Here is a 24,553-nt window from a genome sequence, read left to right as displayed (position 1 = left end):
GCACTTCTGTCCGGCACGACGACGATAGCGTGCCGCAGACGATCCGTCTGCGCTGAAAAATATACCCCTCCGGGGTATTTTTGCATACCCTGGAGGGGTACCATTTCGTCACTGCGAATCTACCTGTGAAGGAGCCCCCATGTGCGCATCACACGCCCCGGATGACGCTGCGGCGCCGGAGAGCCAGCATGGCTATCTGAGCGAAAAGGAGAAGTACCTGGCCAGGGTGCGGCGAATCGAGGGACAGGCGCGCGGAATCCACCGGATGATCGCCGAGGACACCTACTGCATCGATGTGCTGACACAGATCAGCGCAGTCACCTCCGCGCTAGAGCATCTTGCCTTGGGACTCCTGGACGATCATCTTAAGCACTGCGTCACCCACGCCATCGCCAGCGGCGGGAAGGAGGCTGAGGAGAAGATCCGCGAGGCCTCGGCCGCCATTCAGCGACTGGTCAAGTCCTAGAGACAGCAGACGGCCCGGCAGGGAACGCATGGTCTCTGCCGGGCCGTCGCCCCCGCTACCGGGGTTCCTCTCGCACCATGAAGAGGAAGTGTGGGGGATCAGTGATCGTGGTCCTCGTCGTGGTCGTGACCGTGCTCCGCCTCAGCGCGGTCATGATCGTGATCATCCTCGCTGTCAGCGTGATCGTGGTCATGCTCCTCATGGCCGTGCTCGCCATGGTCGTGACCCTGCTCCTCCGGGACGCCCTCTGCTGGACGGCCGTCTGCGGCAGCAATCTCGTTGGGGATGAAGTCCAGGTCACCGGAGTTGATGACCTCGAAGCTCGTCAGGTCCACCATATGGATCTGCTGATTCTCAGGATCAGTGATGTAGGCGATATCGTCCACTAGGCGGATGGCAGGACGGGGCTCCTGCCACTCCTCGGGCTCAGTCCACTCGTCAAGAACCTGGACGTGCTCGATGTGCTCGCCAGTCTCAGGATCGATCACGTGCAGCTGGCCATCCTCAGCCAGGACGAGCGCCTCTCCCTCTGGCCCGCGAGCCAGGGAACGGAAGTTGTATGGTGCGTCGATGTCCGTGGTGGTGATGCTCTGGGTCTCCGTGTTGATGAGCGCCACGGAGGTCATCGGCTCCTCACCGGACTCGTCGGTCCGGTAGTCAGCCAGGAAGATCGGGGAATCCGGGTGCGCGAACAGGTTGCCGCTGCGGGCGAAGTCCTCGCCTGCGTCGATCTTGGTGAACGCCTCACCGTCCCAGATCAGAGCACCGTCCTCGCATCCCACAGCGATGATGTGATCAGGTCCGGTCGCCTCTCCGTGCACGCCCGGGCACTCTTCGCTGCGGGCAATCTCCTCGCCGTCGGCGTCCAGGAACCGGGCGCCTGAGCGGTCAGCCAGCGTCTCGAAGCGGGAGCCGTCCTCCAGAACAACGGCCACACCGTGGTGAGCATCCTCAGTCTCAGCGACTTCAGTCTCCAGGTCCGATTCGACGCTGAGCTCAGCGAGATCAAAGCTGTGGATTTCTCCGGTGCCATCAAAGAACAGCGTTCCAATGCCGTCGTGGGAGACCACGTGGCCGGGAGCGTCGCCGTCGACTGTCACTTCGGAGAAGTAGGGCTCGGTGACGTAGTAGTGGTTATGGTCGCCGTGGGGCTCGCCCCAGGTGCCCAGGTCGAGCAGACGGAAGCTCGAGCCCTCGCTGAGGAAGACGTGGCGACCGTCGCCGGCTGGATTGACCCGCACAAAGCCTTCAGCCTCGAACTGGTCGATGGTCTCCAGCGTAGCCCCGTCAATGACGGCCACTCCGCCGTCATACGTCACCGCCAGCCTGGTCTCCGGACCGCCGACCTCACGAGCCTCCCGGTCAGCCGGGTCGACGGCGCCCGCCTCCCCCTCCGTCTCAGACTCCGTGTCACCGTCGCTCCCCGCGGTGTCGGCGCCTGCTTCCTCCGAGGCCGAAGGGTCAGGAGTCCCCTGGTCCTCCACCTGGGTATCCATTTCCCCGCCGCAGGCTGCGAGGGCGAAGGCAGAGACCAGGGCCAATGAGGTCAGTGCGCGTAATTTTGTTTTCATGCGACTCATTATCAGCAGAGCCGGGAGGAACTTGCAAATCATTCTCAAAATGAGATGGCGTGCTTCTCAGGACCGCAACGTTGCCTCATGTGTCGACGCCCTCGTGTCAGGTCTCGAGGGAGTCCTAGAATCGCCACATGCCCAGAACTTCACCCGGGACCCATTGGAATCCGGGCGCGTACCTGACCTATGCCTCAGAGCGCACTCAGCCCTTCATCGACCTGCTTCAGCGCGTCAAGATGCCGCAGGCGCGCACCATCGTGGACCTCGGCTGTGGACCCGGCAACGGCATGCCGGTTCTGCGTCAGCTTTGGCCCGAGGCGCGCATCATCGGAATCGACTCCAGCGAGGAGATGCTCGAGCGCGCACGCACCTCCACCGCGGAGGACGCGGGCATCGAGTACCTGCAGGCAGACATCCGCACCTTCGAGCTGGAGCAGCCGGCGGACCTGATCGTCTCCAACGCGGCCCTGCAGTGGATTCCCGAGCATCGGCAGCTGCTGCCGCGGATCCAGAACTTTGTGGCCGAGACCGGCGTGCTGGCCGTCCAGATCCCGGGCAACCACACCGCCCCGAGTCACCGCCTGCTCTTCGAGTACGCCAACCGGGATCCCTATCGGCGCTACATCGACCCCGCCTCGCTGTTGCAGCCCACGGGAGAGGTTAGCGACTACATGCTCGACGTCGCCGGCGCGGGATGGCACATCGAGGGGTGGGAGACTCGGTACCATCATGTCCTTCAGGGCGAGGATCCGGTTTACGACTGGGTGGCCGCAGCGGCGGCCCGACCGGTGCTGCAGGCGCTTCCACAGGACCTGCTCGAGCAGTTCGCCGCGGAGTACAAGGCCGCTCTGCGTGAGGCCTACCCCCGCACCGCACTCGGCACGATCCTTCCGTTCAGGCGCCTGTTCATCGTGGCCCGCCGCACGCACTAATGGGTCAGCAGGCAGACGCGCGCCCGGCACGGCGAGGAGCTAGGCAGCGTCTCACCAGCATCGCACCCCAGTTCGTGCATTCGCACACCCTTTAGGCACGGCCAACCATGCAGAAGGGGGGTGTGATCACGGAAGAGGTATGCGGCGAGGAGCTAGGCGGCGTCGTCGGCCCTCAGCCGGGTCCGCGAGGCTGGCGGCAGCGCGAGGCGATAGCCGCGTTTGACCACCGTCTGAACCATCCGCGTGGAGGGCAGGGACTTGCGCAGCCGGGAAACCCACATCTCCAGGGCGTGCTCAGAGCCGCAGTGCGGCAGAACCTGCAGCAGATGCTCCCGAGAAATGACTGCCCCCTGAGCTTTGACGAGCACCCGCATCACGGCTAGGGGGCCCGGTGCCAGGCGGATAGGCTCATCCGTGCCTGGCAGAAGAAGCACGTTGCCGACGATCTCCACGTCCCCCTCGGGGAGCTGAACGCGCAGATAGTGATCATCGGCCTGCACGTCCCGCGCCGGCTGCGCCATACTCACCTCCCTGAAGCATGTGCGTCTGCCTGGTGTGCAGACGCTCCTCAGCGTATGAGCGCGGCGTTACTCCCCGTTGTCAGTCGTGTAAACCGGATATATCGGAGATCTCACGACGTGGAATGGGTGCGCTGGAAGGTCAGGTCGAAAATCCGCCGACCCACCGCCAGCGCCTTGGCCTCGAAGTCCGTCTGAGTGCGCCCCTCGAACCGAGGAGCCCAGCCGCCCGCGGTGTCCAGCGCCTCCTCGAGGGGAAGAGGGTGGGGCTCCTTGCCGAGGCTGCGCGCATCGAGATCCCCCAGCCGAACCTCGGTCAGCGCGGACTCCTCCCCCGCACGCTCCCCGGCATGGGGATTGGTGAATGCGTCGCTGGCACTGATGACTTCTCGCATCTGTACCGCATAGTCGGACCAGTCGGTGGCCAGGCGCCAGCGCCCGCCCTCCTGCAGCACGCGAGCCACCTTGCTCACAAACGGCGGCTGCACCAGGCGTCGCTTCTTGTGCTTGGTCTTGTGCCAGGGGTCCGGGAAGAAGAGCCACAGCTCGGCCAGGTGACCAGCGGGGATGAGCTTGTCGAGGACCTCCACCGCGTCCAGGCAGGCCACACGGACGTTACTCAGCCCTTCACGCCGGAGGCGGGCGGCCAGCTGAGCAGCACCGGGACGGTAGACCTCGATGGCAAGAAAGTCCGTGTCCGGGTTCTGGGCAGCAGCATGGGCCACCGCCTCACCCGACCCGGAGCCGATCTCCACGATCATGGGAGCAGTGCGCCCGTACTCAGCACGCCAGTCGATGGTGAAGCCCTCCGCCACGGAGGTGTCGCGCTCCCCATGGGGCACATCAAGCAGCTCACGGCCCAGGGCCGCGTCCCAGGCTCGCTGGTAGCTGGGCTTGAGCTTATTGCTGCGTCGGACAAAGGACAGCGGCTTGCGCATCAGCGGTGTGCTCTCGGGAGTCTGCTCGGGCATCAGTTCAGGATATCCTGCGCGCCGGTGAGGAACTGGTGCAGCAGGGGACCGTTGGTGGAGCCGCCGAACTCTCCCTCTTCCAGGAAGATGGCGACCGCCAGATCACCCTGGACGGCGATCACCCAGGTGTGCGCGTAGGTGTCATCACCATCGCCAGCCTCAGCGGTCCCGGTCTTGGCGTAGACGTGCTCGCCGGGAACGTGGTCCATGTGCTGGAGGGTGCCGAAGTCCACGGTTCCCTCCATGAGCTCCATGAGCTGTTCGGCCTCTTCAGTCGTGAGATCACCCTCACCCGCCCATTCGGGCTCCTCCTCCAGCGTCACCAGACGAGGATGGACCGTCTCCCCCGCGGCGATCGAGGCGGCGACAGTGGCCATGCCGAGCACGGAGGTCTCCACCACACCCTGGCCGAAGAGGTTGGCCGCGTGCAGGTTCAGCTCTGCCTCCTGGGGAACAGATCCCTTGCGGGCGTGCAGGCCGATGCCGATCTCCTCGTTGAGACCCAGATCCAACGCTGCTTGGTAGAGCTCACCGGAGGTGACGTCGTCGTGGGCATCGGCGAAGAGGGTGTTGCAGGAGACGGCCATCAGTTCGGCGAAGGAATGGGTGCCGATGAACTCCCCCGGATAGCCGGGCACATTGCGGAAGATCTGGCCGTGCACCGTGGTGCTGTGGGGACAGGAGACCTGAGAGCTGGGCGTCAGTCCATCCCGCAGCATCGCCAGCGCAGAGACCATCTTGAAGGTCGATCCCGGGGCGTAGGTGGTGCTAATGGAGGCATCCACGTACTCGGACTCGGTGGTGTGGCTGGCGGCGGCGAGGATTCCGCCGTCGGAGGGGCGAATGGCCACGATGCCGGCAGTGACCTCCTGCTCGTCCACGATGGACTGCGCCAGATCCTGCAGACGAGGGTTCAGCGCCGTGTGAATGTCCTGGCCCGTCTCCGGCTCAGTCTCGAAGAGCGGCTCACCGTCCATATGGATCCGCACTCCGGGAGTGCCGCGGAGGGTCTGCTCGTGCACGGCCTGAATGCCCGAGGTCCCCACCAGGTCACCCACGCTCAGGCCCGGGTCCGCTTCCAGGTGCTCCGCGGTGACGGGGTCCACGCGGCCCAGAAGCCGCGGGGCAAAGTCGGCCCGCTCCGCCAGGGGCATCTGGTCGTACTGCAAGTGGACCCCGGGAAGGTCCTCGACGTCGTCGACCGTGATGGCGGTGGAGTGCGCCCGGACGGTGATCGCATCCACCCATGCCTCCTCGCCGTAGGCAAGGACCTTCTCCTCGTAGGTGTCAGGGTCGATGTCCACGGCTTCGGCCAGCTGGCGCGCCGCGGCTCGCTGGGCTTCCTCGCCCTCCAGCTGAGTTTTGTCCAGTCCGATGCGCACCACATCGCGGTTGTAGACCATGGCCCGGCCGTTGCCGTCCATGATGCGCCCGCGGTCGGCGGAGGTGGTGATGAGGCCGATGTTCTCGTGGCCGGCGTAATCAGGCAGGATCACCGAGGTCTCGCCGTCAAGCAGCCAGAGGTCGCTCTCCTCGTAGTAGGTGAAGTCTGCTGCGGTCTGGTAGCTCCAGTCCTCCTCCAGACCCAGCTCCTCCAGGTCCCAGACGTGGTCGAAGGTGACCTCCGCGGTGGGGGGACGCACGGAATCCTCAGCGGGCTCGTTGACCACCAGCTCGGCCACGGTGACCTCGGGGCTGATGCCTTCCTCCCCCAGTTCCGCAAAGGGTTCGTGGAGATTCTCGGCGGCAGCCCCAAGGATCTCCGCGCTGCTGGTGCTGAAACGGACCTCGCTGAAGTCTCCGGTGATCAGAGCCTGGGCGAGTGCCTCTGCGGCATCCTCGGCGGAGGCACGCTCCTCCTCCCCTCCGCAGGAGGTCAGCAGGAGCACGGACAGCGCGGCGGGAGCACTGAAGAGCAGGGCACGACGACGGCGAGTTGAGACAGGCACCACACCAGTATGGGCCGGGGTTCGGACATGAGGCGCGCCGAAAACGCAGTGTTACTCAGCCGTTGCACAGTCCCATCGGGGCGAATTCCCAGCTTTCTGGGGCAGCCCCGGCGAGACGCACCGTTCTCAGCCGCGCCAGATGACGAGGTCGCGCGCGGCAGGCTGCGGCCGCTGTCCGCGCGCCAGAGTGACGACGTCGCCGTGGGGACCCACCGCGAAGACGCGGGGCTGCCCCGAGTGGCGCTGCGCCTCACGCAGCTCACCGCGCACCTGGTCGACGGTGGCTTCGAGCTGCTCCACACGGTTCTGCAGCTCGATGATGCGCCGGATCCCCTCCAGCGACACGCCCTCCTGCGAAAGCTGCCGAATCTGGCGCAGTTGCTCGACGTCATAGGGCGAGTAACGTCGGTGCCGCCCGCCCTGCCGGCGGGGGGTCACCAGACCCATACGGTCGTACTGACGCAGCGTCTGGGGGTGCATGTCCGCCAGCTCAGCGGCCACGGAGATGACGAACAGCGGGGCGTGGCGGTTCTCAGCGGCCAGCATGCGCGGGTCATCACCATCCTCGAACTCGGTAACTGATGTAATTCACAGTGGTTCACCTCCTGGCAGCCTCATGGAGCTGTGCCCGTTATAACGCTGCTTTGGTCTCCAGACCTTCCCGGGGGTCGATGTCCTGGGTAGCCGCAGCGTAAGCGCGCACGGCCTCCAGAGCCTCCTCGGTCAGATCCTTGGGCACCACGACGTCGACGACGACGAGCATGTCACCCTGGGCGCTCTTGCGCCGGATCCCGTGCCCCTTCAGGCGCAGAGTCCGCCCGGAGCTGGTGCCTGCGGGAACCTTGATGCGCACCTTCTCTCCGTGGATGGTCGGAACCTCCACGGTGGCGCCCAGCACCGCCTCGTCAAAGCTGACCGGCAGGTGAATCCGGATGTTGTCGCCCTCGCGCTCGTAGAAGGAGTGCGGGGTGACGGCAACTTCCACCAGCAGATCGCCCGGGCCGCCGGGTCCCTGCTGGCCCTTGCCCTTGACCCTGACCTTCTGCCCGTCCTTCACGCCGGCGGGAATGCGCACATCAATCACGCTGCCGTTGGCCTCGCGCAGCTTCACCGTGGTGCCGCGCACCGCCCCGCGGAACGAGATGGTGGTCTTGGCGGTACGGTCCGCGCCCTTGGCCGGCGGGCCGCCGAAGCGCGAGCCGAACCGGTCGCCCATGCCCCCAAAAACGTCAGAGAAGTCCGGGCCGCCGCCGCCGAAGCGTCCGCCAGCGGTGCCCGGGGCCCCGCGGTTGAACAGTCCTCCGAAGAGATCCTCGAAACCCCCGCCTGATCCGGGGCCGCCAGCGGAGAATCGGGCGCCGGAGCCCATGGCCCGGATCGCGTCGTACTGCTCGCGCTGCTCCGGGTCCGAGAGCACCGAATGCGCCTCGGAAATGTCCTTGAACTTCTGCTCCGCGGCCTCGTCGCCGGGGTTCTTATCCGGGTGGTACTGCCGGGCGAGCTTGCGGTAGGCCTTCTTGATCTCCTCCGCGTTGGCGTCCTTGGAGACGCCCAGCACCTGATAGAAGTCCTTGTCGATCCAGTCCTGTGAAGCCATAGTGGATGAGGCCGGACGCCTCCCTCCTTTCCGTGTCAGTCGCTAGTTCCGCGGGCGGGGAGACCCCGCCACGCTCTCGGTCCGCTGCCGCGGACCATCACGCCTAAAGTGCTAGTCCCGCGGGCGGGGAGACCCCGCCACGCTCTCCACGAGGTGGCCCGCACACCTGCTACGCAGTCGCACGGGTCCCTGACCTCGCGGCTCCCGGTCCGCTGCCGCGGACCATCACGCCTAAAGTGCTAGTCCCGCGGGCGGGGAAACCCCACCACGCTCGACCCTCGTCTGTAGCTGCGACCCGGGACCCGACCGGGCCGGACCGCAGCTACAGACGCGAGGTGATGATCAGCTGCCGCTGGAGACGATCACCTGGGCCGCACGCAGCAGCCGGTCACCAAAGCGGTACCCGGAGCGCACGACGACGGCGACGTGATCCGCCTCAATCTCCTCGTGCGGCTGCTGCATGATCGCCTCGTGCTCGTTCGGGTCGAACGGCTGACCCACCGCGCCGACCGTCTCCAGCCCCTGAGCGGTGAGCACCGACTCCAGCCGCGAGGCGATGTGGGCGAAGGGGCCGTCCTGAAGGTCGCCCGCCTGCCGTGCGGCAGCGATGTCATCGAGTACCGGCATCAGCTCGGAGATGAGCTGACCCTTCACCCGGTCCTTCTCCACCGCACGATCCCGCTCGACGCGGCGGCGGTAGTTGACGTACTCCGCCTGCAGCCGACGCAGGTCGGCCTCCAGCTCGGCCTCTCGGTCCGCGCCTTCAGGAGTTTCCTCCGCTGCGTCCTCAGCCGCCGCGCCCTTCTCCCGGAGGAGTTCGTCGGCGGCGTCGATGCGGTCCTGCGGCTCGGTCTCGAAACCTCCGGCGGCGTCCTCGAGCGGCACCTCGTGCAGCTCAGGCTCCTCCGTCAGCTCCGGGTCCTCGCCGGGGAGCGGCTCGTGCAGATCGCCCTCCTCCGAGGCAGGAGCCTCGTGGGCCTGCTGGATTTCGATGGATTCCTCCGGCACATCAGCGAGGATGCGCTCGGCCTCCGCGAGGGGATCCGCAGCCGGATCAGTGCCGGCTGCTTCGCGATCCTCGGCGGTGGCCTCTCCGGCGGCCTTCCTATCCTCCGCGGGGGTGGGATCGGGGATCCCTTCCTCGGGAGATTTCTCGGGGTTGACCTTGTCTTCTGCCATGAGCTGAGGGCCTCCCTTACTGGTCGTGGAGAAGTCTTACTTCTTGTCGGCGTCGTCCTCGTCCACCACTTCGGCGTCGACGATGTCCTCGTCCTCGGCCGGAGCGTCGCCGGAGCGGGCACCCTCGCCGGCTGCGTCGGCGCCGCCCTGAGCATAGAGGGCTTCTCCGATCTTGACCTGGGAGGCCTGCAGCTTCTCGAACGCGGCGTTGACCTCGTCGTCGTTGTCAGTGCCCTCCAGCGCCTTCTTCAGAGCGTCGACGTCGGCCTGGACCTCGGCCTTGACCTCCTCCGGCAGCTTCTCGGCGTTCTCCTTCAGGAGCTTGTCCACGGAGTAGGCCGAAGCCTCGGCAGCGTTGCGCTTCTCAGCGGCCTCACGGCGCTTCTTGTCCTCTTCGGCGTGCTTCTCAGCATCGGCCACCATGCGATCGATCTCCTCCTTGTCCAGGGAGGTGCCACCGGTGATGGTCATGGACTGCTCGGCGCCGGTGGCCTTGTCCTTGGCGGAGACGTGGACAATGCCGTTGGCGTCGATGTCGAAGGTGACCTCGATCTGCGGCACCCCGCGGGGAGCCGGCGCAATGCCGGTCAGCTCAAAGGTGCCCAGGGCCTTGTTGTCGCGGGTGAACTCGCGCTCACCCTGGAAGACCTGAATCGCCACCGAGGGCTGGTTGTCCTCAGCGGTGGAGAACACCTCGGAGCGCTTGGTCGGGATCGCCGTGTTGCGCTCGATCAGCTTGGTCATCACACCACCCTTGGTCTCGATGCCCAGGGACAGCGGGGTGACGTCGATCAGCAGCACGTCCTTGCGCTCACCGGCGAGCACGCCAGCCTGCAGAGCAGCACCGACGGCGACAACCTCGTCCGGGTTCACGGACTTGTTGGCCTCCTTGCCGGAGAGCTGCTTGACCAGCTCGGCCACGGCGGGCATACGGGTGGAGCCGCCCACGAGGATGACGTGATCGATGTCGGAGATCTTCACTCCGGCCTCGGCGATGACGTCGTTGAACGGCTTCTTGGTGCGCTCCAGCAGGTCAGAGGTCATGTCCTCGAACTTGGCGCGGGACAGGGTCTCGTTGACGTGCACCGGGACGCCGTCGTTCTGGGTGGCGTAGGGGATGTTGATGGTGGCGGAAGTGGCGGAGGAGAGCTCCTTCTTGGCACGCTCGGCCTCCTCCTTCAGGCGCGGGACGGCGATCTTGTCCTTGGACAGATCCACGCCCTCCTTCTGCTTCACCTGGTCTACGAGCCAGTCGATGATGCGCTGGTCCCAGTCGTCGCCGCCGAGGCGGTTGTCGCCGGCGGTGGCGCGGACCTGAATGGTGGAGAAGTCGTCCTCGTCCTTACCGACCTCCAGCAGGGAGACGTCGAAGGTTCCGCCACCGAGGTCGAAGACGAGGATGAGCTCGTCTTCCTTGCCCTTCTCCAGGCCGTAGGCCAGGGCGGCGGCGGTGGGCTCGTTGACGATGCGGGAGACCTTCAGGCCTGCGATCTCGCCGGCCTCCTTGGTGGCCTGGCGCTCAGCATCGTTGAAGTAGGCGGGCACGGTGATGACAGCTTCGGTGACGTCCTCGCCCAGGTAGGACTCGGCGTCGTGCTTGAGCTTCATCAGGATGCGGGCGGAGATCTCCTGCGGGGTGTACTTCTTGCCGTCCACCTCAGCGGTCCAGTCAGTGCCCATGTGGCGCTTGACGGAGGCGAAGGTTCGGTCGGGGTTCGAGACTGCCTGGCGGCGTGCCACCTCTCCGACGAGGACCTCTCCGGACTTGGAGAATGCCACGACGGACGGGGTGGTGCGGGCACCCTCAGCGTTGGCGATGACGGTGGGCTCGCCGCCCTCCAGGACGGTGACCACCGAGTTGGTGGTGCCGAGGTCGATTCCTACTGCGCGGGCCATGCGTGACTCCTTTCGTCAGGCTCTCTGATGAGCTTCTGAGCTTGTCTTTCGCTTCAGTTGAGCAAACCAGACTCAAGTCTTGCCCTCGGGTTCTCCGGTGTCAAACTGACTTGAGTGAGGTTGACTCAACTTTGCGTCGATGATGATAACGACGACGTCGCCCGCTTCATTCCCGCCATGTCCACATGGGCCCCACACACGTTCGGTGATGGATTGTGACTACTATCCAGCCTGCTGAGGGCCGGAAAAGCCGCCAAAATCCATCACCGAACGAGGCTTTCGTTACGCCAGCCGGCGCGAGCCCGCAGCCCCGCGCCCGAGCCCGCGTGATCAGCCGTCGATAAGCCCGTTCTCGCTCAGCCAATCCTGGGCGATGGAGCTGATGTTCTCCCCATCGGCAGCGCGGCGGTTCATCTCCATGAGGTCCTCAGTGGTCAGCACGGCGGAGACCCCGTTGAGCACCTCTTCGATCTCATCGGTCAGGTGATCCTCGGAGAGGATGGGCACGATGTTCTCGGCGGCGAACAGCGACTGGTCATCCTCCAGGACCACGAGCCCGCTCTCCTCCACCTGGGGGTCGCTGCTGAAGAGGTTGGCAACATCGATCTGGCCACTGGTCACAGCAGTCAGCGTCAGCGGGCCCCCGGCGTCGAGCACCTGGAAGTCTGCGAACTCCAGCCCATAGACCTCTTCGAGCCCGACGACGCCGTTGTAGCGGTCGATCCACTCCGGCGGACCACCCAGCACCAGCTCGCCGGCATGGGGCTCGAGGTCCGAGAAGGTCTGCAGATCATACTCATCAGCGGTCTTCTGGGTCACCGCCAGGACGTTGCGGTTCTGAGCCTCAGCCGCCTCCAGACGGACCAGGCCCTCTTCGGGGAGGACCTCGTCCAGGGTGGCCAGGACCTCGTCGGTCTCGGTGGCCTCGGACTCGGAGTCCAGGTGCATCATCAGGGCACCGGCGTAGTCGGGCACCAGGTCGATGGAACCGTCCTGCACAGCCGCAATGTAGACCTCACGGCTTCCGATGTTGAAGTTCTCGGACACCTCGACGCCGGCATCCTCCAGCGCCAGGGAGTAGATGTTGGCGATCAGCTGGCTCTCGGGGAAGTCCGCCGAGCCGATGGTGATGGAGCCGGGCTCAGCATCGCCGCCTCCACCTCCGCCGTTCTCCAGGGGATCCCCGCCGCAGGCGGAGAGGGCCAGGACGCCGACGGCGGCCAGCGCCGTATAGGAGAGGGATCGGTTCCTCATGATGTGCTCCTCGTTAGGGGTTCAATGGTGCGTTCAGGGTTCAGGCGGCGGGTTCGACCGCGCCGGGAGTCTTGGTGCGGCGGACGGTGCGGCGCAGTCCGGGGGAAATGACGATTCTGCCGATGAGCAGGAAGGTCAGCTCCAGGGCCAGCGCCACGATCGCGACGAGAGCGGCGCCGGCCGCCATCTGGCCGAAGTCACTGTTGGCTCGGCCGTCGATGATGTAGCGGCCCAGACCATTGAGCGAGACGTAGGCGGCCACGGTAGCGGTGGAGACGATCTGCAGCATGGCCCCACGGATGCCGGAGAGGATCAGCGGTAGCGCACAGGGCAGCTGGACCCGCAGCAGCACCTGCATGGGCCGGTATCCAAGGCCCACTGCAGCATCGACCGCGCTGCGGTCGGCTGACTGAATGCCCGTGTAGGTGCCCGTCAGGATGGGCGGGACGGCCAGCAGCACCAGCACGAAGATCGCCGGGGCGGTGAAGACCAGTGAGCTGCTGAACAGCGGGGCGGCGAGCATGACGACCACGATGAGCAGACCCAGGGTCGGCAGCGCCCTCAGAGAATTGGCCAGGCCTGCGACTCCGGCCTCGCCTCGGCCGGTGTGCCCCACGTAGATACCCAGCGGCACGGCGATCACCAGCGCGATGCCCAGGGCAATCAGCGAATAGAGCAGGTGATACCAGACTCGGGTGGGGATGCCGGTGGAGCCGCTCCAGTTGGAGGGATCGGCGAAGAATTCGACAAGACCGCTCACGAGGCGACCTCCTTCGGCTTCCAGGGAGTCATGGCACGGGAGAGCCAGAGGATGAGCATGTCCAGGACCACGGCGATGACCAGACACAGTACGATGCCCGTGACGATCGGGGTCATCAGTCCCAGCGAGTAGCCCTGGGTGAAGAGCGAACCGAGCTGCTGCACACCAATGATCGCGGCCATGGTGACGATGCTGATGTTGGACACCACAGCGACTCGCAGCCCACCGAGAATCACCGGCACCGCCACGGGCAGCTGCACGAGGACGAACCTCTGGAACGCCCGGTACCCCATGGCCTCAGAGGCCTGCACCGTCTCCTGCGGGACGGCGGCGAGACCATCGGCCACCACACGCACCATCAGCGCGATGGTGTAGATGGTCAGGGCGATGATCACGTTGAGCGGATCCAGGATGCGGGTGCCCAGAACACCCGGCAGCAAGACGAAGAACGCCAGCGAAGGAACGGTGTAGAACAGCCCGGAGGTACCGACGATGAGGCCGTAGAGCCGCGGCACCTGATGGGCCCACCACCCCAGCGGCAGCGCGATGAGAAGTCCGACGACGGTAGGGATGACCGTGAGCCACAGGTGCGCGAAGGTCAGCTCCAGAATCCACGAGAGGTTGGAGCTCAGCCATGTGGTGTTCATGTCGGAGATCCCGGCTGGAGCGCCTTGGCGCGCTGGATGGCGGCGACGACGTCGTCGGTGCTCACAGCGCCCACCAGCCGTCCCTGGAGATCGGCGACGATGCCGTCTCCGCTGGGGCTGGAGAGGGCGGCGTCGAGCAGGTCGCGCAGCGGCGCAGTCTGCTGGGCGATGGAGCCTGCGTGGTTGACGTGAGTCTCCTGCAGCTGTGTCTCGACGCTGCTGCGCTGCACCCAGCCCACGGGGCGGGCCTCGGCGTCCACCGCCACCAGCCAACCGTCCTCACGGCTGGTCAGCTCGGCAGCCGGAGTGCCGATCGGCGCGGAGGGGACTTCCCGGATGGCCAACTGCTCGTCCGCCTGGGCGAAGCCGAGGGACCGGTAACCGCGGGAGCTTCCCACAAAATCGGCGACAAACTGATCCGCCGGCGCGCGCAGGAGCTCCTGCGGAGTGGCGATCTGGGCGAGGTGCCCGCCCTGCCGCAGCACGGCGATCTGATCCCCGAGGATCAGTGCCTCATCAATATCGTGGGTGACCATCACGATGGTCTTGCCGATTCTCTGCTGCAGGTTGAGAAACTCCTGCTGCAGCTGGGCACGGACGATGGGGTCCACCGCGCTGAAGGGCTCATCCATCAGGAGGAACGGCGGATCGGTGGCCAGGGCACGGGCCACTCCCACGCGCTGCTGTTGGCCGCCGGAGAGCTGCCAGGGGTACTTTCGGGCGAAGGACTGGTCCAGGCCCACGAGCTCGAGCAGCTCCATGGCGCGCTCCCGAGTCTCCTTCTTCTTTCCGCCTAGCAGCCGCGGCAGGGCTGCCACGTTGTCCACGACCGTCCGGTGCGGGAAGAGCCCGGCGTTCTGAATGACGTAGCCGATCTTCCGCCGCAGCTGCACCTTGTCGATTCCTGCTGTGTCCTCACCGTCAAGGGTGATGGTTCCCGAGGTGGGGTCGATCAGGCGGTTGATCATGCGCATCGACGTGGTCTTGCCGCAGCCGCTGGGTCCCACCAGGACGGTGATTTTCCCGTTGGGCACTTCAAAGCTCAGGCCTGCCACGGCGACGGTGCCGTCCGGGTAGGTTTTCGACACCTGGTCGAAGACGATCATCTGGGGTTCTCCTTGGTTTCTCCGAGACCGTGGGAGACCTGCTGGGCCGCCTCCAGAAGGAGGCCGCCGAAGCGTGCTGCCTTGGTCTGATCGATCCGGTACGTGGGCACGAGCACGCTCAGCGCGGCCACCACGCGGCCGCCAGCGCGGACAGGTGCTGAAATCGCGGTGACGTCGGGCTCCACGCTGCTTTCGACGACGACGTACCCCGCCTCGGGCACCTGGTCTCGCAGCACTTGGCCGGCAGCGGACGTTTCCAGGGGGATGGTGCGGCCGACCCAGTTGGTATGGCGGACAGAGTGCGTTCCCTCAACGATGCTGATGTAGAGCGCGGTGTCCCGATGACCCTCGATGCTGAGATAGACCGATTCCCCGGTCGCGCTCACGACGTCTTCCATAGGTGAGCGGGCCAGGCTGGCCAGCATCTGCCGGCTGAAGGCTTGGGCTCCCAGCTGGATGAGGCGGCTTCCCGGACGGTAGGTGCCGTCGTCGTTCCGGGTGAGGAAGCTCTGGCCCTCCAGGGTTCGCATGAGCCGCAGGGCGGTGCTGGCAGGCAGATCCGCATCCCGCGCCGCCTCCGCTAAGGACGCCTGCCCTCTCTCGCACACAGCGGCGACGAGCTCGAGCGCTCGCTCCACTGTGCGTGTCGATGTTTCGGCCAAAGGTCGTCCTTCCATCGGGGTACGGTGACACGTCTGCCTGTGAACCGTACGTGACGGTGAGCCTAGGAAGCGTCCATTTCGTCCGCGAGGCACCAATGTTTCCGGTAAGTAAAATCCGCACGCCACCTAGTGAAAATCTGGATTGTCAGGCAGACTATCCGCCATGCACCATCAAGGCAATACCTCGGCCACTCTTTCTGAACTTCCGAAGCGCTCCTCACAGATCATTGAGATCGGCAGAAAACCGCTCACCCTCACCGACATTGTGCGCATCGCCCACGGCACCCCGGCAGCGCTGGCCCCCGAGGTCCTCGCCTCCCTGGAGCGCGCCTACCAGCGGGCCGAGGAGATCAGTGTCCGCTATCCCGTGTACGGACGCTCTACCGGAGTGGGCGCCAACCGCCTGACACCCGTGAACCCCGAGGACTCCGAGCATGGAATGCGCCTGCTGCGCAGCCACGCAGCCGATGCCGGGGACCCCATCCCCGCGCCTGCTGTCCGGGCCATGCTGGGCATCCGGCTGTCTCAGCTGGCCGGCGGCCAGAGCGGCATCAATCCGGAGGTGGCCCTGGGACTGGAGCGCATGCTGCAGACCAACGCCCTGCCCGAACTGCGGGAGCTCGGCAGCATCGGCACCGCCGATCTTGCAGCCCTGGCCGGCACGGCCCTGGCGCTGACCGGCGAGCGGCCCACGTCAACCCCCTTCACCCCCATAGGCCCCTTCGGCATGGAAAGCGCCCTGCCGTTCATGAGCAGCAGCGCCCTGACACTGGCCAGGGCCGCGCTGGCACTGGATGAGCTCCGGCGCCTCGAACGCTCCGGGCGCGTCATCGCGGCGCTGTCTGCCCTCGCGGTGCGCGCCAACACCCAAGCCTTCTCCCGCGCCTCGGCCTATGCCGCAGCCTCCCCCGGAGCAGCCCTGGTGGCCCAGCAGATGCGCAAACTCACCAAACGCACCCCCGTGCCGGCACGCATTCAGGACCCCTTCGGCTTCCGCGCCTACGTACCGTCCCAGGCTGCCGTGGTCGCCGCCATGGACACTCTCCAGCTGCGCGTGGAGCAGCTCAGCTCAGTGTCACAGGAGAATCCGCTCTTCGACTTCCAGCACTCGCGCGTCATCCACCACGGGAACTTTCACCAGGTGGCGCTCGGACTGGCAGTGGACGGCCTGAACCTGGCGCTGGCACAGAGCGCACCGCTGATCATGTCGCGCATCAACATGCTCCACGAGCCTGCCTTCAACGGCGTCGAGCCTTTCCTGGCGCGGGGTCCGGCCGGCTCCTCAGGGCACATGATGATCGAGTACATCGCCGCCAGCGCCATGGGCGAGCTGCGCAATGCGGCCCAGCCGGCCTCCCTGGGGACGGTCGTCCTTTCACGCGGTGCGGAGGAGGACGCGAGCTTCGCCACGCAGGCGGTGGTGCAGCTGGAGCGCGCCGTCAAGCACTACCGGCCCATGCTCGCCGTCGAACTCCTCTCAGCCCACCGGGCCGCGTACCAGCTCGGAAAGTGGCCGCCGAAGATTCTGCGTGGCGTGGTCTCCCGCCTCCACGACGAACTGCCGATTACGGAGGCAGACCATGACCTGCGCCCAGACGTCGAGAAGGCGGCGTCGCTACTGGATGACCTTGCCGAAGGCGTGCTGTGAGCTCGGCGCCTGCCTCCGCTTGCGTGACGTCCGCGTCATACGCCGGACCCACATTCTTTACCTCGCATCCCTTGCCACAGCACGAAATTAGCGTTTCAATGGGTGAAACTCCCTCGCCACTGACTGAAAAGGACATTTCATGACCACCGGATTCACTCAGCACGATCCCTCACGGACCATCCGCGCCGCCCGGGGCACGGAGATCAGCGCAAAATCCTGGCAGACCGAGGCCCCTCTGCGCATGCTGATGAACAACCTCGATCCTGAGGTGGCAGAGCGGCCCGAGGACCTGGTGGTCTATGGCGGCACCGGCCGTGCGGCGCGTAGCTGGGAGGCTTACGACGCCATTGTGGAGACCCTCAAGGACCTCGAGGAGGACGAGACCCTGCTGGTCCAGTCCGGCAAGCCTGTGGGTGTGCTACGGACGAACAAGTGGGCTCCGCGAGTCCTGATCGCCAATTCCAACCTCGTCGGCGACTGGGCAACCTGGCCCGAGTTCCGCAAGCTCGAGGCTGAGGGCCTGATGATGTACGGGCAGATGACGGCCGGCTCTTGGATCTACATCGCTACCCAGGGCATCCTGCAGGGTACCTATGAGACGTTCGCGGCCATCGGCCGGAAACGCTTCGGGGGCAGCCTGGCCGGCACCTTGACTCTTACCGGCGGATGCGGCGGCATGGGCGGGGCCCAGCCGCTGGCCGTGACGCTGAACGGCGGTGCCGTACTGATCGTGGACGTCTCCGAGGGGCGCCTGAAGCGCCGCCAGTCCAAGCGGTACCTCGATGAGGTGGAGACCGATCTGGAAACCGCTCTTGCCAAAGTCATCGCTGCTAAGAACGACAAGCGTGCGCTCTCCGTCGGCTACGTCGGCAACGCCGCCGAGGTCTTCCCCGAGCTGCTGCGCAGGCACCAGGCCGGAGAGGTCAGCTTCGACGTCGTCACTGATCAGACCAGCGCACACGATCCCCTCTCCTACCTGCCCGCCGAATACACGATCGAGCAGTGGCACACCGCCGCTGCTGAGGACCCCGAGGACTTTACGGACAAGGCCCGGCGCTCCATGGCCCGCCACGTGGAGGCGATGGTCGGATTCCAGGACGCAGGAGCCGAGGTTTTTGACTACGGCAACTCCATCCGGGACGAGGCCCGCGCCGCCGGCTACGAGCGTGCTTTCGACTTCCCCGGCTTTGTGCCGGCCTACATCCGCCCGCTCTTCTGTGAAGGCCTGGGCCCTTTCCGGTGGGTTGCTCTCTCCGGGGACCCCGAGGACATCCGTGTCACGGACGAGGCGATCAAGGAACTCTTCCCCGAGAACGAGCACCTGCACCGCTGGATCGATGCCGCTGGCGAATACGTCGAGTTTGAGGGTCTGCCCGCGCGCATCTGTTGGCTGGGCTACGGCGAGCGCCACAAGGCCGGACTGCTGTTCAACCAGCTAGTGGCCGAGGGCAAGGTCTCCGCTCCCATCGTCATCGGCCGCGACCACCTCGACTCAGGATCGGTGGCTTCTCCCTACCGCGAGACCGAAGCCATGCTGGATGGCTCCGACGCCATTGCCGACTGGCCGCTGCTCAACGCGCTGACCGCGGCAAGCTCCGGCGCCACATGGGTCTCGCTGCATCACGGCGGCGGCGTCGGCATCGGCCGTTCTATCCACGCCGGTCAGGTCGGCGTAGCGGACGGCACCGAGCTGGCCGCGGCCAAGCTTGAGGCCCTGCTGACCAACGACCCGGCGATGGGCGTGATCAGGCACGTCGACGCCGGCTACGACAAGGCTCAGGAGGTCGCCGTCGAACGCGGGGTGCGCGTTCCCATGAACCCGCGGACCCGCAGCACGGCACCCACGAGCGCATGAGCACCGGGGTGAACTCCCTGATGTCCGCGATCGCGGACATCGGCACCGATCCCAGGCGAGGCGGCTACACCCGGCCGGTCTACTCCACAGCGGAGCTGACCCTGCGCGAATGGTTCGTCTCCGAAGCCCAGGCACGCGGGCTGGAGGTCGAGGAGGACCGCAACGGCATTCTCTGGGCCTGGTGGGACACTCCCGACGACGACGGCGTGACGCTCACCCGCACCGGCGCCCTGGTCACCGGATCCCACGTGGACTCAGTGCCCGGCGGCGGAGCCTTCGACGGCCCGCTGGGCGTAGCCTCAGCGCTGGCAGCAGTCGATCTGCTCAAGGCGCGGGAAGCAGCCGGAGAGCTGCGGCGTCGTCGTGCTCTTGCCGTAACGGTGTTTCCTGAGGAGGAGGGCTCACGCTTTGGTGTGGCCTGCCTGGGTTCCCGCCTGCTCACCGGGGCCATCAGTGCGCAGAAGGCGCTCAGCCTCAAGGACGCAGACGGACTGACCTTCGGGGAGGTGGCCCGGGCCCGCGGGCTCGAGGTGGACCGGATCGGTGCTGATACCGAAGCCCTGGCCCGCATCGGTGACTTTGTGGAGCTGCACGTGGAACAGGGCCGCGGACTCAACACCGACGCGTTCACCGACGCGCACGGATCCCAGCCAGCCGTGGCCGTGGGCTCCTCGATCCTGGGGCACGGCCGCTGGCGCATCAGCGTGTACGGTCAGGGCAACCACGCCGGCACCACACTGATGTCTGACCGCGCAGACCCCATGATCGCTGCCGCGGAGATCATCCTGGCGGTGCGCAGCGCCGCCGTCGCCCATGAGGGCGCCCGCGCCACCGTGGGACGCATGGAACCCATTCCCGGCGGGACCAACGTGATCGCCTCCCGTGTGGACCTGTGGCTGGATGTGCGGCATCCCGACGACGCCGTGACCGCCCAGGTTCTCGAGGAGATCCATCGCAGCATGACGCAGATCGCGGCCGTTCAAGGGTGCCGGGCTCACATGGTCGAGGAATCCTACTCGCGAACCGTGCACTTCACCCCGGAGCTGACACGGGCGGTGGAGGCCGCCGTGCGCCGCAGCACCCCCGGTGCCCCTACCCTGGACACCGGGGCCGGGCACGACGCCGGGGTGCTGGCCGCCCACGTCCCCTCCAGCATGATCTTTGTCCGCAATCCCTCCGGCATCAGCCACTCGCCCGAGGAGTACGTGGAGAGTGCTGACGCCGACGCCGGCGTCGTCGCCCTCGCCGACGTCCTGGCCGACCTGCTGTGAGCCGCCCCGTCATGCGCGAAGGAGCATCCATGGAAGAGATCCCAGCTGAGCAGATCCGAGTGGCGGCCCCCGTCAACGCGCACTCCCACGCGTTCCACAGGATCCTGCGGGGCCGGACGCACGCCGCGCCTGCCGGGGCCGCCGGCGCCGGTGACTTCTGGGTCTGGCGGGAGCAGATGTACGAGGCTGCGGCGACGCTGACACCGGAAGGCTACGAGGAGCTGGCCACGGCGGTCTTCGCCGAGATGGTGGTCTCCGGCTTCAGCGCGGTGGGAGAGTTCCACTACCTGCATCACCGGCCCGACGGCCGGCCCTACCCTGATCACCAGATGGAACGGGCGCTGGCCAGGGCAGCGCTGACCGCGCGCATCCGGCTGACGCTTCTGGACACGTGCTACCTCAGCGGCGGTCTGGATCAGCAGGGACGCCCTCTCCCCCTGAACCAGACGCAGCGTCGTTTCAGCGACGGTAGCGCCGAGGCGTGGATCCAGCGGTGGGAGTCCCTGGCTACCGCACTTGCCGACGAGGATCACGGCACCGGACTCGTCTCCCTGGGCGCGGCGCTGCACTCGCTGCGCGCCGTACCGGAGAGCGAACTCACCCTGCTGGCGGAGTGGTCGAGCACCCACCCTGATACGCCCCTGCACGTGCACCTGTCCGAGCAGCCGGCGGAGAACAGCGCCGTGCAGGCGGCCTACGGAGCCTCCCCCACCGAGGTGCTGCATCGGCACGGCCTGCTGGGGCCTCAGCTCTCCGCGGTGCACGCCACGCACCTGTCGCAGACCGATATTGAGCTGCTGGGGTCATCCGGCACCACGATTGTCATGTGCCCGACCACGGAGGCGGATCTGGCCGACGGGATCGGTCCGGCTCGGGAACTCGCTGATGCCGGCGCCACGATCTCGCTGGGCACCGACCAGCACGCCGTCGTCGACCCCTATCTGGAGATGCGGGCCCTGGAGCACGGCGAGCGCCTGCGCAGCGGCACCCGCGGCAGGTTCAGCCCCGCCGAGATCAGCGCGGCCGCCCGGGACGGCGGACTGCGCAGCCTGGGCCTGCCGCCGAATGAGGACTACCTGCTGGTCAGCACCTCATCGATGCGCACCGCCGGAAGCCGCCCCGACCAGCTGCCCCTGAGCGCGACCGCCCAGGATGTTGAGGCGGTGGTGATCAACGGCGCCGAAGTCGCACGGAAGGGTCGCCATACGCGGCTGGGAGATCCCGCCGAGCTCTACCGCCGCTTCCTCGCGCGCCACCGCCTGTGAAAAGCGCCTCTGACCCTTGTAACCCATCACGTCCGCACGACGACGACCGCTGGAGGAGAAACCGTGACATCCACGCTGATCACCAACATCGGGGAGCTCACCACCCAGGACCCTGAGCGCAGAGTCCTAAAGGATGCCGCCGTCGTCGTCGAAGGTGACCGGATCGCCTGGGTGGGGCCGACCTCGCAGGCCCCAGCGGCGGACGCGCAGACTGACGCCGGCGGGCGAGCCGTGCTGCCCGGGTGGGTGGATTCGCACACGCATATGGTGTTCGCCGGGGATCGCAGCGCGGAGTTTGAGGCCCGCATGGCCGGGGAGTCCTACGCCGCCGGAGGCATCAACGTGACCACCCGGGCGACGCGCGAGGCCACCGATGAAGAACTTGCCGCCCTGCTGCGCTCCCGTGTGGCCGATGCGGTGGCCGGGGGCACCACCTACCTGGAGACCAAGACCGGCTACGGGCTCGACGTCGCCCAGGAGGCCCGGCACGCGCGGATCGCCGCATCCGAAGTGGATGCGGTGACCTTTCTGGGCGCGCATTTGGTGCCGCGGGGCGCCGACCCGCAGGAGTACACCGATCTGGTCTGCGGTCCTATGCTCGAGGCCGCCCTGCCTTACGTACAGTGGGCCGACGTCTTCTGCGAGCGCGGAGCGTTCACCGAGGAACAGTCGCGCCAGGTGCTGCAGGCCTGCCGGGATGCTGGCCTGGGCCTGCGGGTCCACGGCAATCAGCTGGGCGAAGGCCCCGGGGTCCGCCTGGCCGTGGAGCTGGGGGCGGCCAGTGTGGACCATGTGAACTATCTTCACGACGACGACGTCGAGGCGCTCGCCAGCACGTGGTCGGGGTGGGACGACTCGTCACCCGAGGGAAAACCCGGCACGGTGGCTACCTGCCTGCCGGCCTGCGACCTCTCCACGCGGGAGCCGTTGGCACCGGGGCGCCGGCTGCTTGACGCGGGTGTGCAGATCGCCCTGGCGTCGAACTGCAATCCGGGAACGAGCTACACGACCTCCATGAACTTCTGCGTAGGCACCGCGGTGTTGCAGATGCGCCTCACCCTGGATGAGGCGGTCAGGGCAGCCACCATGGGCGGCGCGTTGGCCCTGCGGGTACAGCACGAGGTGGGCTCGGTGGAGGTGGGCAAGCGTGCTGATCTGCACGTGCTCGCGGCACCGGCGGCGATCCACCTGGCCTACCGACCGGGCATGCCGATGACCCACGCCGTCTGGCGTGCTGGTCGCCAGGTGATCTGAGCCCCCACCTGCGTCTGGCCTGAGTCCCACCCGCGTTCGGCCTCAGCCCCCCACCTGCGTCCAGCCTGAGCCGCTTCCGTCCAGCCTGAGTCCCACCCGCGTTCGGTGATGGATTCTGACACCAGTTTGGCCCACTAGGGGCGGGAAATACCGTCCAAATCCATCACCGAACGAGGCTCTGGCAGGGCCAGCCCTACTCCAGGGCGATCCCGATGTATTTGGTCTCCAGGAACTCCTCGATCCCGGTCTCGCCTCCCTCGCGACCCAGGCCTGAGGCCTTGATGCCGCCGAAGGGAGCGGCCGGGTTCGAGACCACACCCTGGTTGATGCCCACCATGCCGGACTCCACCGCTTCGGCCACGCGCAGCGCACGGTTCAGGTCCTGGGTGAACACGTAGTTGGTGAGCCCGTACTCGGTGTCGTTGACCGCGGTGATCGCTTCCTCTTCGGTGTCGAAAGGCGTCACCGGCGCCACGGGGCCGAAGATCTCTTCGCGGCGCAGCCGGGCCTGCTCCGGGATATCGGTCAGGACAGTCGGCGGATAGAAGTAGCCCTCACCGGCGGCGGGCTCCCCGCCCAGCAGCACTGTGGCACCGGAGCGGACGGCGTCGTCGACCAGCTCCTGGACCTTCTCGCGCTGTGTGGCGTTGATCAGGGGGCCCACCTGCACGCCTTCCTCCACGCCGCGGCCGACCCGGTACTCCCCCATCTTCTGGGCCAGACGGCGTGAGAACTCCTCGGCCACCGACCGCTGCACAAAGATCCGGTTCGCCGCGGTGCAGGCCTCCCCGGAATTGCGCATCTTCGCCATCAGGGCACCGTCCACGGCTTTATCCAGGTCGGCATCCTCGAACACGACCAGTGCCGCATTGCCGCCTAGCTCCATGGAGGTGCGCATGACGTGCTCGGCGCACTGCTCCAGCAGCTTCTTGCCTACCGCGGTGGACCCCGTGAAGGACAGCTTCCTCGCGATGCCGGAGCGGATGAGCGGCTCCATCACGTCCCCGGCAGTGGAGGTCACCACGATGTTGACCACTCCGTCCGGCACTCCCGCCTCGCGCAGAATGTCCGCCAGGGCGAGCATCGACAGCGGGGTCAGTTCCGCAGGCTTGAGCACGCTGGTGCAGCCGGCAGCCAGCGCCGGTCCGATCTTGCGCGTCCCCATGGCCAGGGGAAAGTTCCACGGGGTGATGAGCAGCGAGGGGCCCACCGGCTGCTTGGCGATCAGGAACCGGGCGTTGCCTGTGGGGGCGGTCTGGTAGTTGCCGCGGATGCGGGTGGCTTCCTCGGCAAAGTGCCGGAAGAACTCCGCGGCATAGTTGACCTCACCATAGGCTTCCGCCAGGGGCTTGCCCATCTCCAGCGTCATCAGCAGGGCCAGGTCATCCTTGCGCTCGTGCATCAGATCGAAGGCACGCATCAGCATGTTCGCCCGCTCCCTGGGGGGCACCGCGGCGAACCCGGGCTGAGCCGCCTCAGCGGCGCGCAGGGCATCCCATCCGTCGTCGATTCCGGCATCAGCCACCTGGGTGAGCACGCTGCCGGTGGAGGGATCGACGACGTCGAGCGTGCGCCCACCCCGGGCGTCGCGCCACTGTCCGTTGATGAAAAGCTGCTTGGGCACTGCCGCAATCAGGTCAGCTTCGCGACTGGCGGGGATAGTCATCGTGGGTCTCCTGCGCTCGGGGGTTGTGCATGAAGAGGTGACGGCCGGGTTCTCAGCTTGTAGCCTAGTCCAGACCGTAGATT

21 protein-coding genes are annotated in these 24,553 nt (G+C 66.6%); 7 read left to right on the top strand and 14 right to left on the bottom strand.

All coding sequences use genetic code 11. The annotated features are described in order from the left end of the window. The first annotated feature begins 139 nt into the window (after positions 1–139). A complete protein-coding gene (locus RH857_RS07155; RefSeq protein WP_310537290.1) occupies positions 140–466 on the top strand; it encodes a metal-sensitive transcriptional regulator in 327 nt (108 codons plus the stop codon). A 98-nt stretch (positions 467–564) separates the two neighbouring features. Here the strand turns inward: RH857_RS07155 and RH857_RS07150 are convergent, their stop codons facing one another. Beyond that, entirely contained in the window at positions 565–2,037 is a 1,473-nt protein-coding gene (locus tag RH857_RS07150; protein WP_310537289.1) for a hypothetical protein, read from the bottom strand. Positions 2,038–2,174: 137 nt separating this feature from the next. On the opposite strand from RH857_RS07150, the gene RH857_RS07145 reads away from it, so the two are divergent. Further along, the gene (locus RH857_RS07145) at positions 2,175–2,972 is read left to right on the top strand and encodes a methyltransferase domain-containing protein (RefSeq protein WP_310537288.1); all 798 of its coding nucleotides are present in this window, start codon (positions 2,175–2,177) and stop codon (positions 2,970–2,972) included. 152 nt (positions 2,973–3,124) lie between these two features. Here the strand turns inward: RH857_RS07145 and RH857_RS07140 are convergent, their stop codons facing one another. The 12 genes from RH857_RS07140 to RH857_RS07085 form a co-directional block, all read right to left on the bottom strand. After that, on the bottom strand, positions 3,125–3,493 hold the full coding sequence (locus RH857_RS07140; RefSeq protein WP_310537287.1) for a winged helix-turn-helix domain-containing protein: 369 nt from the start codon (positions 3,491–3,493) through the stop codon (positions 3,125–3,127). 110 nt (positions 3,494–3,603) lie between these two features. Continuing rightward, entirely contained in the window at positions 3,604–4,461 is an 858-nt protein-coding gene (gene trmB, locus RH857_RS07135) for a tRNA (guanosine(46)-N7)-methyltransferase TrmB (protein ID WP_310537286.1), read from the bottom strand. Next, a complete protein-coding gene (locus tag RH857_RS07130; protein ID WP_310537285.1) occupies positions 4,461–6,410 on the bottom strand; it encodes a penicillin-binding transpeptidase domain-containing protein in 1,950 nt (649 codons plus the stop codon). Before RH857_RS07130 ends, trmB begins: the two co-directional genes overlap by 1 nt. Before the next feature lie 126 nt (positions 6,411–6,536). Further along, positions 6,537–6,956: a heat shock protein transcriptional repressor HspR gene (locus RH857_RS07125; RefSeq protein WP_310537284.1), complete on the bottom strand. Its 420-nt coding sequence runs from the start codon at positions 6,954–6,956 to the stop codon at positions 6,537–6,539. Positions 6,957–7,041: 85 nt separating this feature from the next. Next, a complete protein-coding gene (locus RH857_RS07120; protein ID WP_310537283.1) occupies positions 7,042–8,007 on the bottom strand; it encodes a DnaJ C-terminal domain-containing protein in 966 nt (321 codons plus the stop codon). A gap of 342 nt (positions 8,008–8,349) precedes the next feature. Next, the gene (locus RH857_RS07115) at positions 8,350–9,186 is read right to left on the bottom strand and encodes a nucleotide exchange factor GrpE (RefSeq protein WP_310537282.1); all 837 of its coding nucleotides are present in this window, start codon (positions 9,184–9,186) and stop codon (positions 8,350–8,352) included. A 36-nt stretch (positions 9,187–9,222) separates the two neighbouring features. Then, a complete protein-coding gene (dnaK, locus tag RH857_RS07110; protein ID WP_310537281.1) occupies positions 9,223–11,082 on the bottom strand; it encodes a molecular chaperone DnaK in 1,860 nt (619 codons plus the stop codon). A gap of 330 nt (positions 11,083–11,412) precedes the next feature. Continuing rightward, positions 11,413–12,336 (bottom strand): ABC transporter substrate-binding protein, encoded by a 924-nt coding sequence (locus tag RH857_RS07105; protein ID WP_310537280.1) that lies wholly within the window; start codon positions 12,334–12,336, stop codon positions 11,413–11,415. A 40-nt stretch (positions 12,337–12,376) separates the two neighbouring features. Beyond that, on the bottom strand, positions 12,377–13,096 hold the full coding sequence (locus RH857_RS07100; protein ID WP_310537279.1) for an ABC transporter permease: 720 nt from the start codon (positions 13,094–13,096) through the stop codon (positions 12,377–12,379). After that, positions 13,093–13,743 (bottom strand): ABC transporter permease, encoded by a 651-nt coding sequence (locus RH857_RS07095; RefSeq protein WP_310537278.1) that lies wholly within the window; start codon positions 13,741–13,743, stop codon positions 13,093–13,095. Before RH857_RS07095 ends, RH857_RS07100 begins: the two co-directional genes overlap by 4 nt. Continuing rightward, a complete protein-coding gene (locus RH857_RS07090; RefSeq protein ID WP_310537277.1) occupies positions 13,740–14,849 on the bottom strand; it encodes an ABC transporter ATP-binding protein in 1,110 nt (369 codons plus the stop codon). Before RH857_RS07090 ends, RH857_RS07095 begins: the two co-directional genes overlap by 4 nt. Beyond that, positions 14,846–15,511 (bottom strand): IclR family transcriptional regulator, encoded by a 666-nt coding sequence (locus RH857_RS07085; RefSeq protein WP_310537276.1) that lies wholly within the window; start codon positions 15,509–15,511, stop codon positions 14,846–14,848. The genes RH857_RS07090 and RH857_RS07085 overlap by 4 nt, the downstream gene beginning before the upstream one ends. Before the next feature lie 163 nt (positions 15,512–15,674). On the opposite strand from RH857_RS07085, the gene RH857_RS07080 reads away from it, so the two are divergent. The 5 genes from RH857_RS07080 (at position 15,675) to hutI (ending at position 22,804) form a co-directional block, all read left to right on the top strand. Beyond that, positions 15,675–17,159 (top strand): aromatic amino acid lyase, encoded by a 1,485-nt coding sequence (locus RH857_RS07080; protein WP_310537275.1) that lies wholly within the window; start codon positions 15,675–15,677, stop codon positions 17,157–17,159. A gap of 139 nt (positions 17,160–17,298) precedes the next feature. After that, entirely contained in the window at positions 17,299–19,014 is a 1,716-nt protein-coding gene (gene hutU / locus RH857_RS07075) for a urocanate hydratase (protein ID WP_310537274.1), read from the top strand. Beyond that, a complete protein-coding gene (locus RH857_RS07070; RefSeq protein WP_310537273.1) occupies positions 19,011–20,285 on the top strand; it encodes an allantoate amidohydrolase in 1,275 nt (424 codons plus the stop codon). Before hutU ends, RH857_RS07070 begins: the two co-directional genes overlap by 4 nt. Before the next feature lie 29 nt (positions 20,286–20,314). Beyond that, the gene (locus RH857_RS07065; RefSeq protein ID WP_310537272.1) at positions 20,315–21,550 is read left to right on the top strand and encodes a formimidoylglutamate deiminase; all 1,236 of its coding nucleotides are present in this window, start codon (positions 20,315–20,317) and stop codon (positions 21,548–21,550) included. Between the two features lie 63 nt (positions 21,551–21,613). Then, positions 21,614–22,804 carry an imidazolonepropionase gene (gene hutI / locus RH857_RS07060; protein ID WP_310537271.1) on the top strand — a complete coding sequence of 397 codons (1,191 nt, stop codon included), beginning with the start codon at positions 21,614–21,616 and terminating at the stop codon, positions 22,802–22,804. Positions 22,805–22,997: 193 nt separating this feature from the next. Here hutI and RH857_RS07055 read toward each other — a convergent pair whose 3' ends face one another. Next, positions 22,998–24,470, bottom strand: coding sequence for an NAD-dependent succinate-semialdehyde dehydrogenase (locus RH857_RS07055; RefSeq protein WP_310537270.1), 1,473 nt, complete (start codon positions 24,468–24,470; stop codon positions 22,998–23,000). Between the last annotated feature and the right edge of the window lie 83 nt (positions 24,471–24,553).

It is taken from the genome of Nesterenkonia flava (assembly GCF_031432335.1).
Lineage (GTDB): Bacteria > Actinomycetota > Actinomycetes > Actinomycetales > Micrococcaceae > Nesterenkonia > Nesterenkonia flava.
The sequence above is the reverse complement of the archived record's forward strand: the minus strand, read 5'-3'. Positions and strand labels throughout refer to the sequence as shown.

Excerpts from the sequence above, each read along its gene's own strand:
- RH857_RS07155 (WP_310537290.1), top strand. The coding sequence starts at position 140 with ATGTGCGCATCACACGCCCCGGATGACGCTGCGGCGCCGGAGAGCCAG.
- RH857_RS07150 (WP_310537289.1), bottom strand. The coding sequence starts at position 2,037 with ATGAAAACAAAATTACGCGCACTGACCTCATTGGCCCTGGTCTCTGCC.
- RH857_RS07145 (WP_310537288.1), top strand. The coding sequence starts at position 2,175 with ATGCCCAGAACTTCACCCGGGACCCATTGGAATCCGGGCGCGTACCTG.
- RH857_RS07140 (WP_310537287.1), bottom strand. The coding sequence starts at position 3,493 with ATGGCGCAGCCGGCGCGGGACGTGCAGGCCGATGATCACTATCTGCGC.
- trmB (WP_310537286.1), bottom strand. The coding sequence starts at position 4,461 with ATGCCCGAGCAGACTCCCGAGAGCACACCGCTGATGCGCAAGCCGCTG.
- RH857_RS07125 (WP_310537284.1), bottom strand. The coding sequence starts at position 6,956 with ATGCTGGCCGCTGAGAACCGCCACGCCCCGCTGTTCGTCATCTCCGTG.
- RH857_RS07120 (WP_310537283.1), bottom strand. The coding sequence starts at position 8,007 with ATGGCTTCACAGGACTGGATCGACAAGGACTTCTATCAGGTGCTGGGC.
- RH857_RS07115 (WP_310537282.1), bottom strand. The coding sequence starts at position 9,186 with ATGGCAGAAGACAAGGTCAACCCCGAGAAATCTCCCGAGGAAGGGATC.
- dnaK (WP_310537281.1), bottom strand. The coding sequence starts at position 11,082 with ATGGCCCGCGCAGTAGGAATCGACCTCGGCACCACCAACTCGGTGGTC.
- RH857_RS07105 (WP_310537280.1), bottom strand. The coding sequence starts at position 12,336 with ATGAGGAACCGATCCCTCTCCTATACGGCGCTGGCCGCCGTCGGCGTC.
- RH857_RS07095 (WP_310537278.1), bottom strand. The coding sequence starts at position 13,743 with ATGAACACCACATGGCTGAGCTCCAACCTCTCGTGGATTCTGGAGCTG.
- RH857_RS07090 (WP_310537277.1), bottom strand. The coding sequence starts at position 14,849 with ATGATCGTCTTCGACCAGGTGTCGAAAACCTACCCGGACGGCACCGTC.
- RH857_RS07080 (WP_310537275.1), top strand. The coding sequence starts at position 15,675 with ATGCACCATCAAGGCAATACCTCGGCCACTCTTTCTGAACTTCCGAAG.
- hutU (WP_310537274.1), top strand. The coding sequence starts at position 17,299 with ATGACCACCGGATTCACTCAGCACGATCCCTCACGGACCATCCGCGCC.
- RH857_RS07070 (WP_310537273.1), top strand. The coding sequence starts at position 19,011 with ATGAGCACCGGGGTGAACTCCCTGATGTCCGCGATCGCGGACATCGGC.
- RH857_RS07065 (WP_310537272.1), top strand. The coding sequence starts at position 20,315 with ATGGAAGAGATCCCAGCTGAGCAGATCCGAGTGGCGGCCCCCGTCAAC.
- RH857_RS07055 (WP_310537270.1), bottom strand. The coding sequence starts at position 24,470 with ATGACTATCCCCGCCAGTCGCGAAGCTGACCTGATTGCGGCAGTGCCC.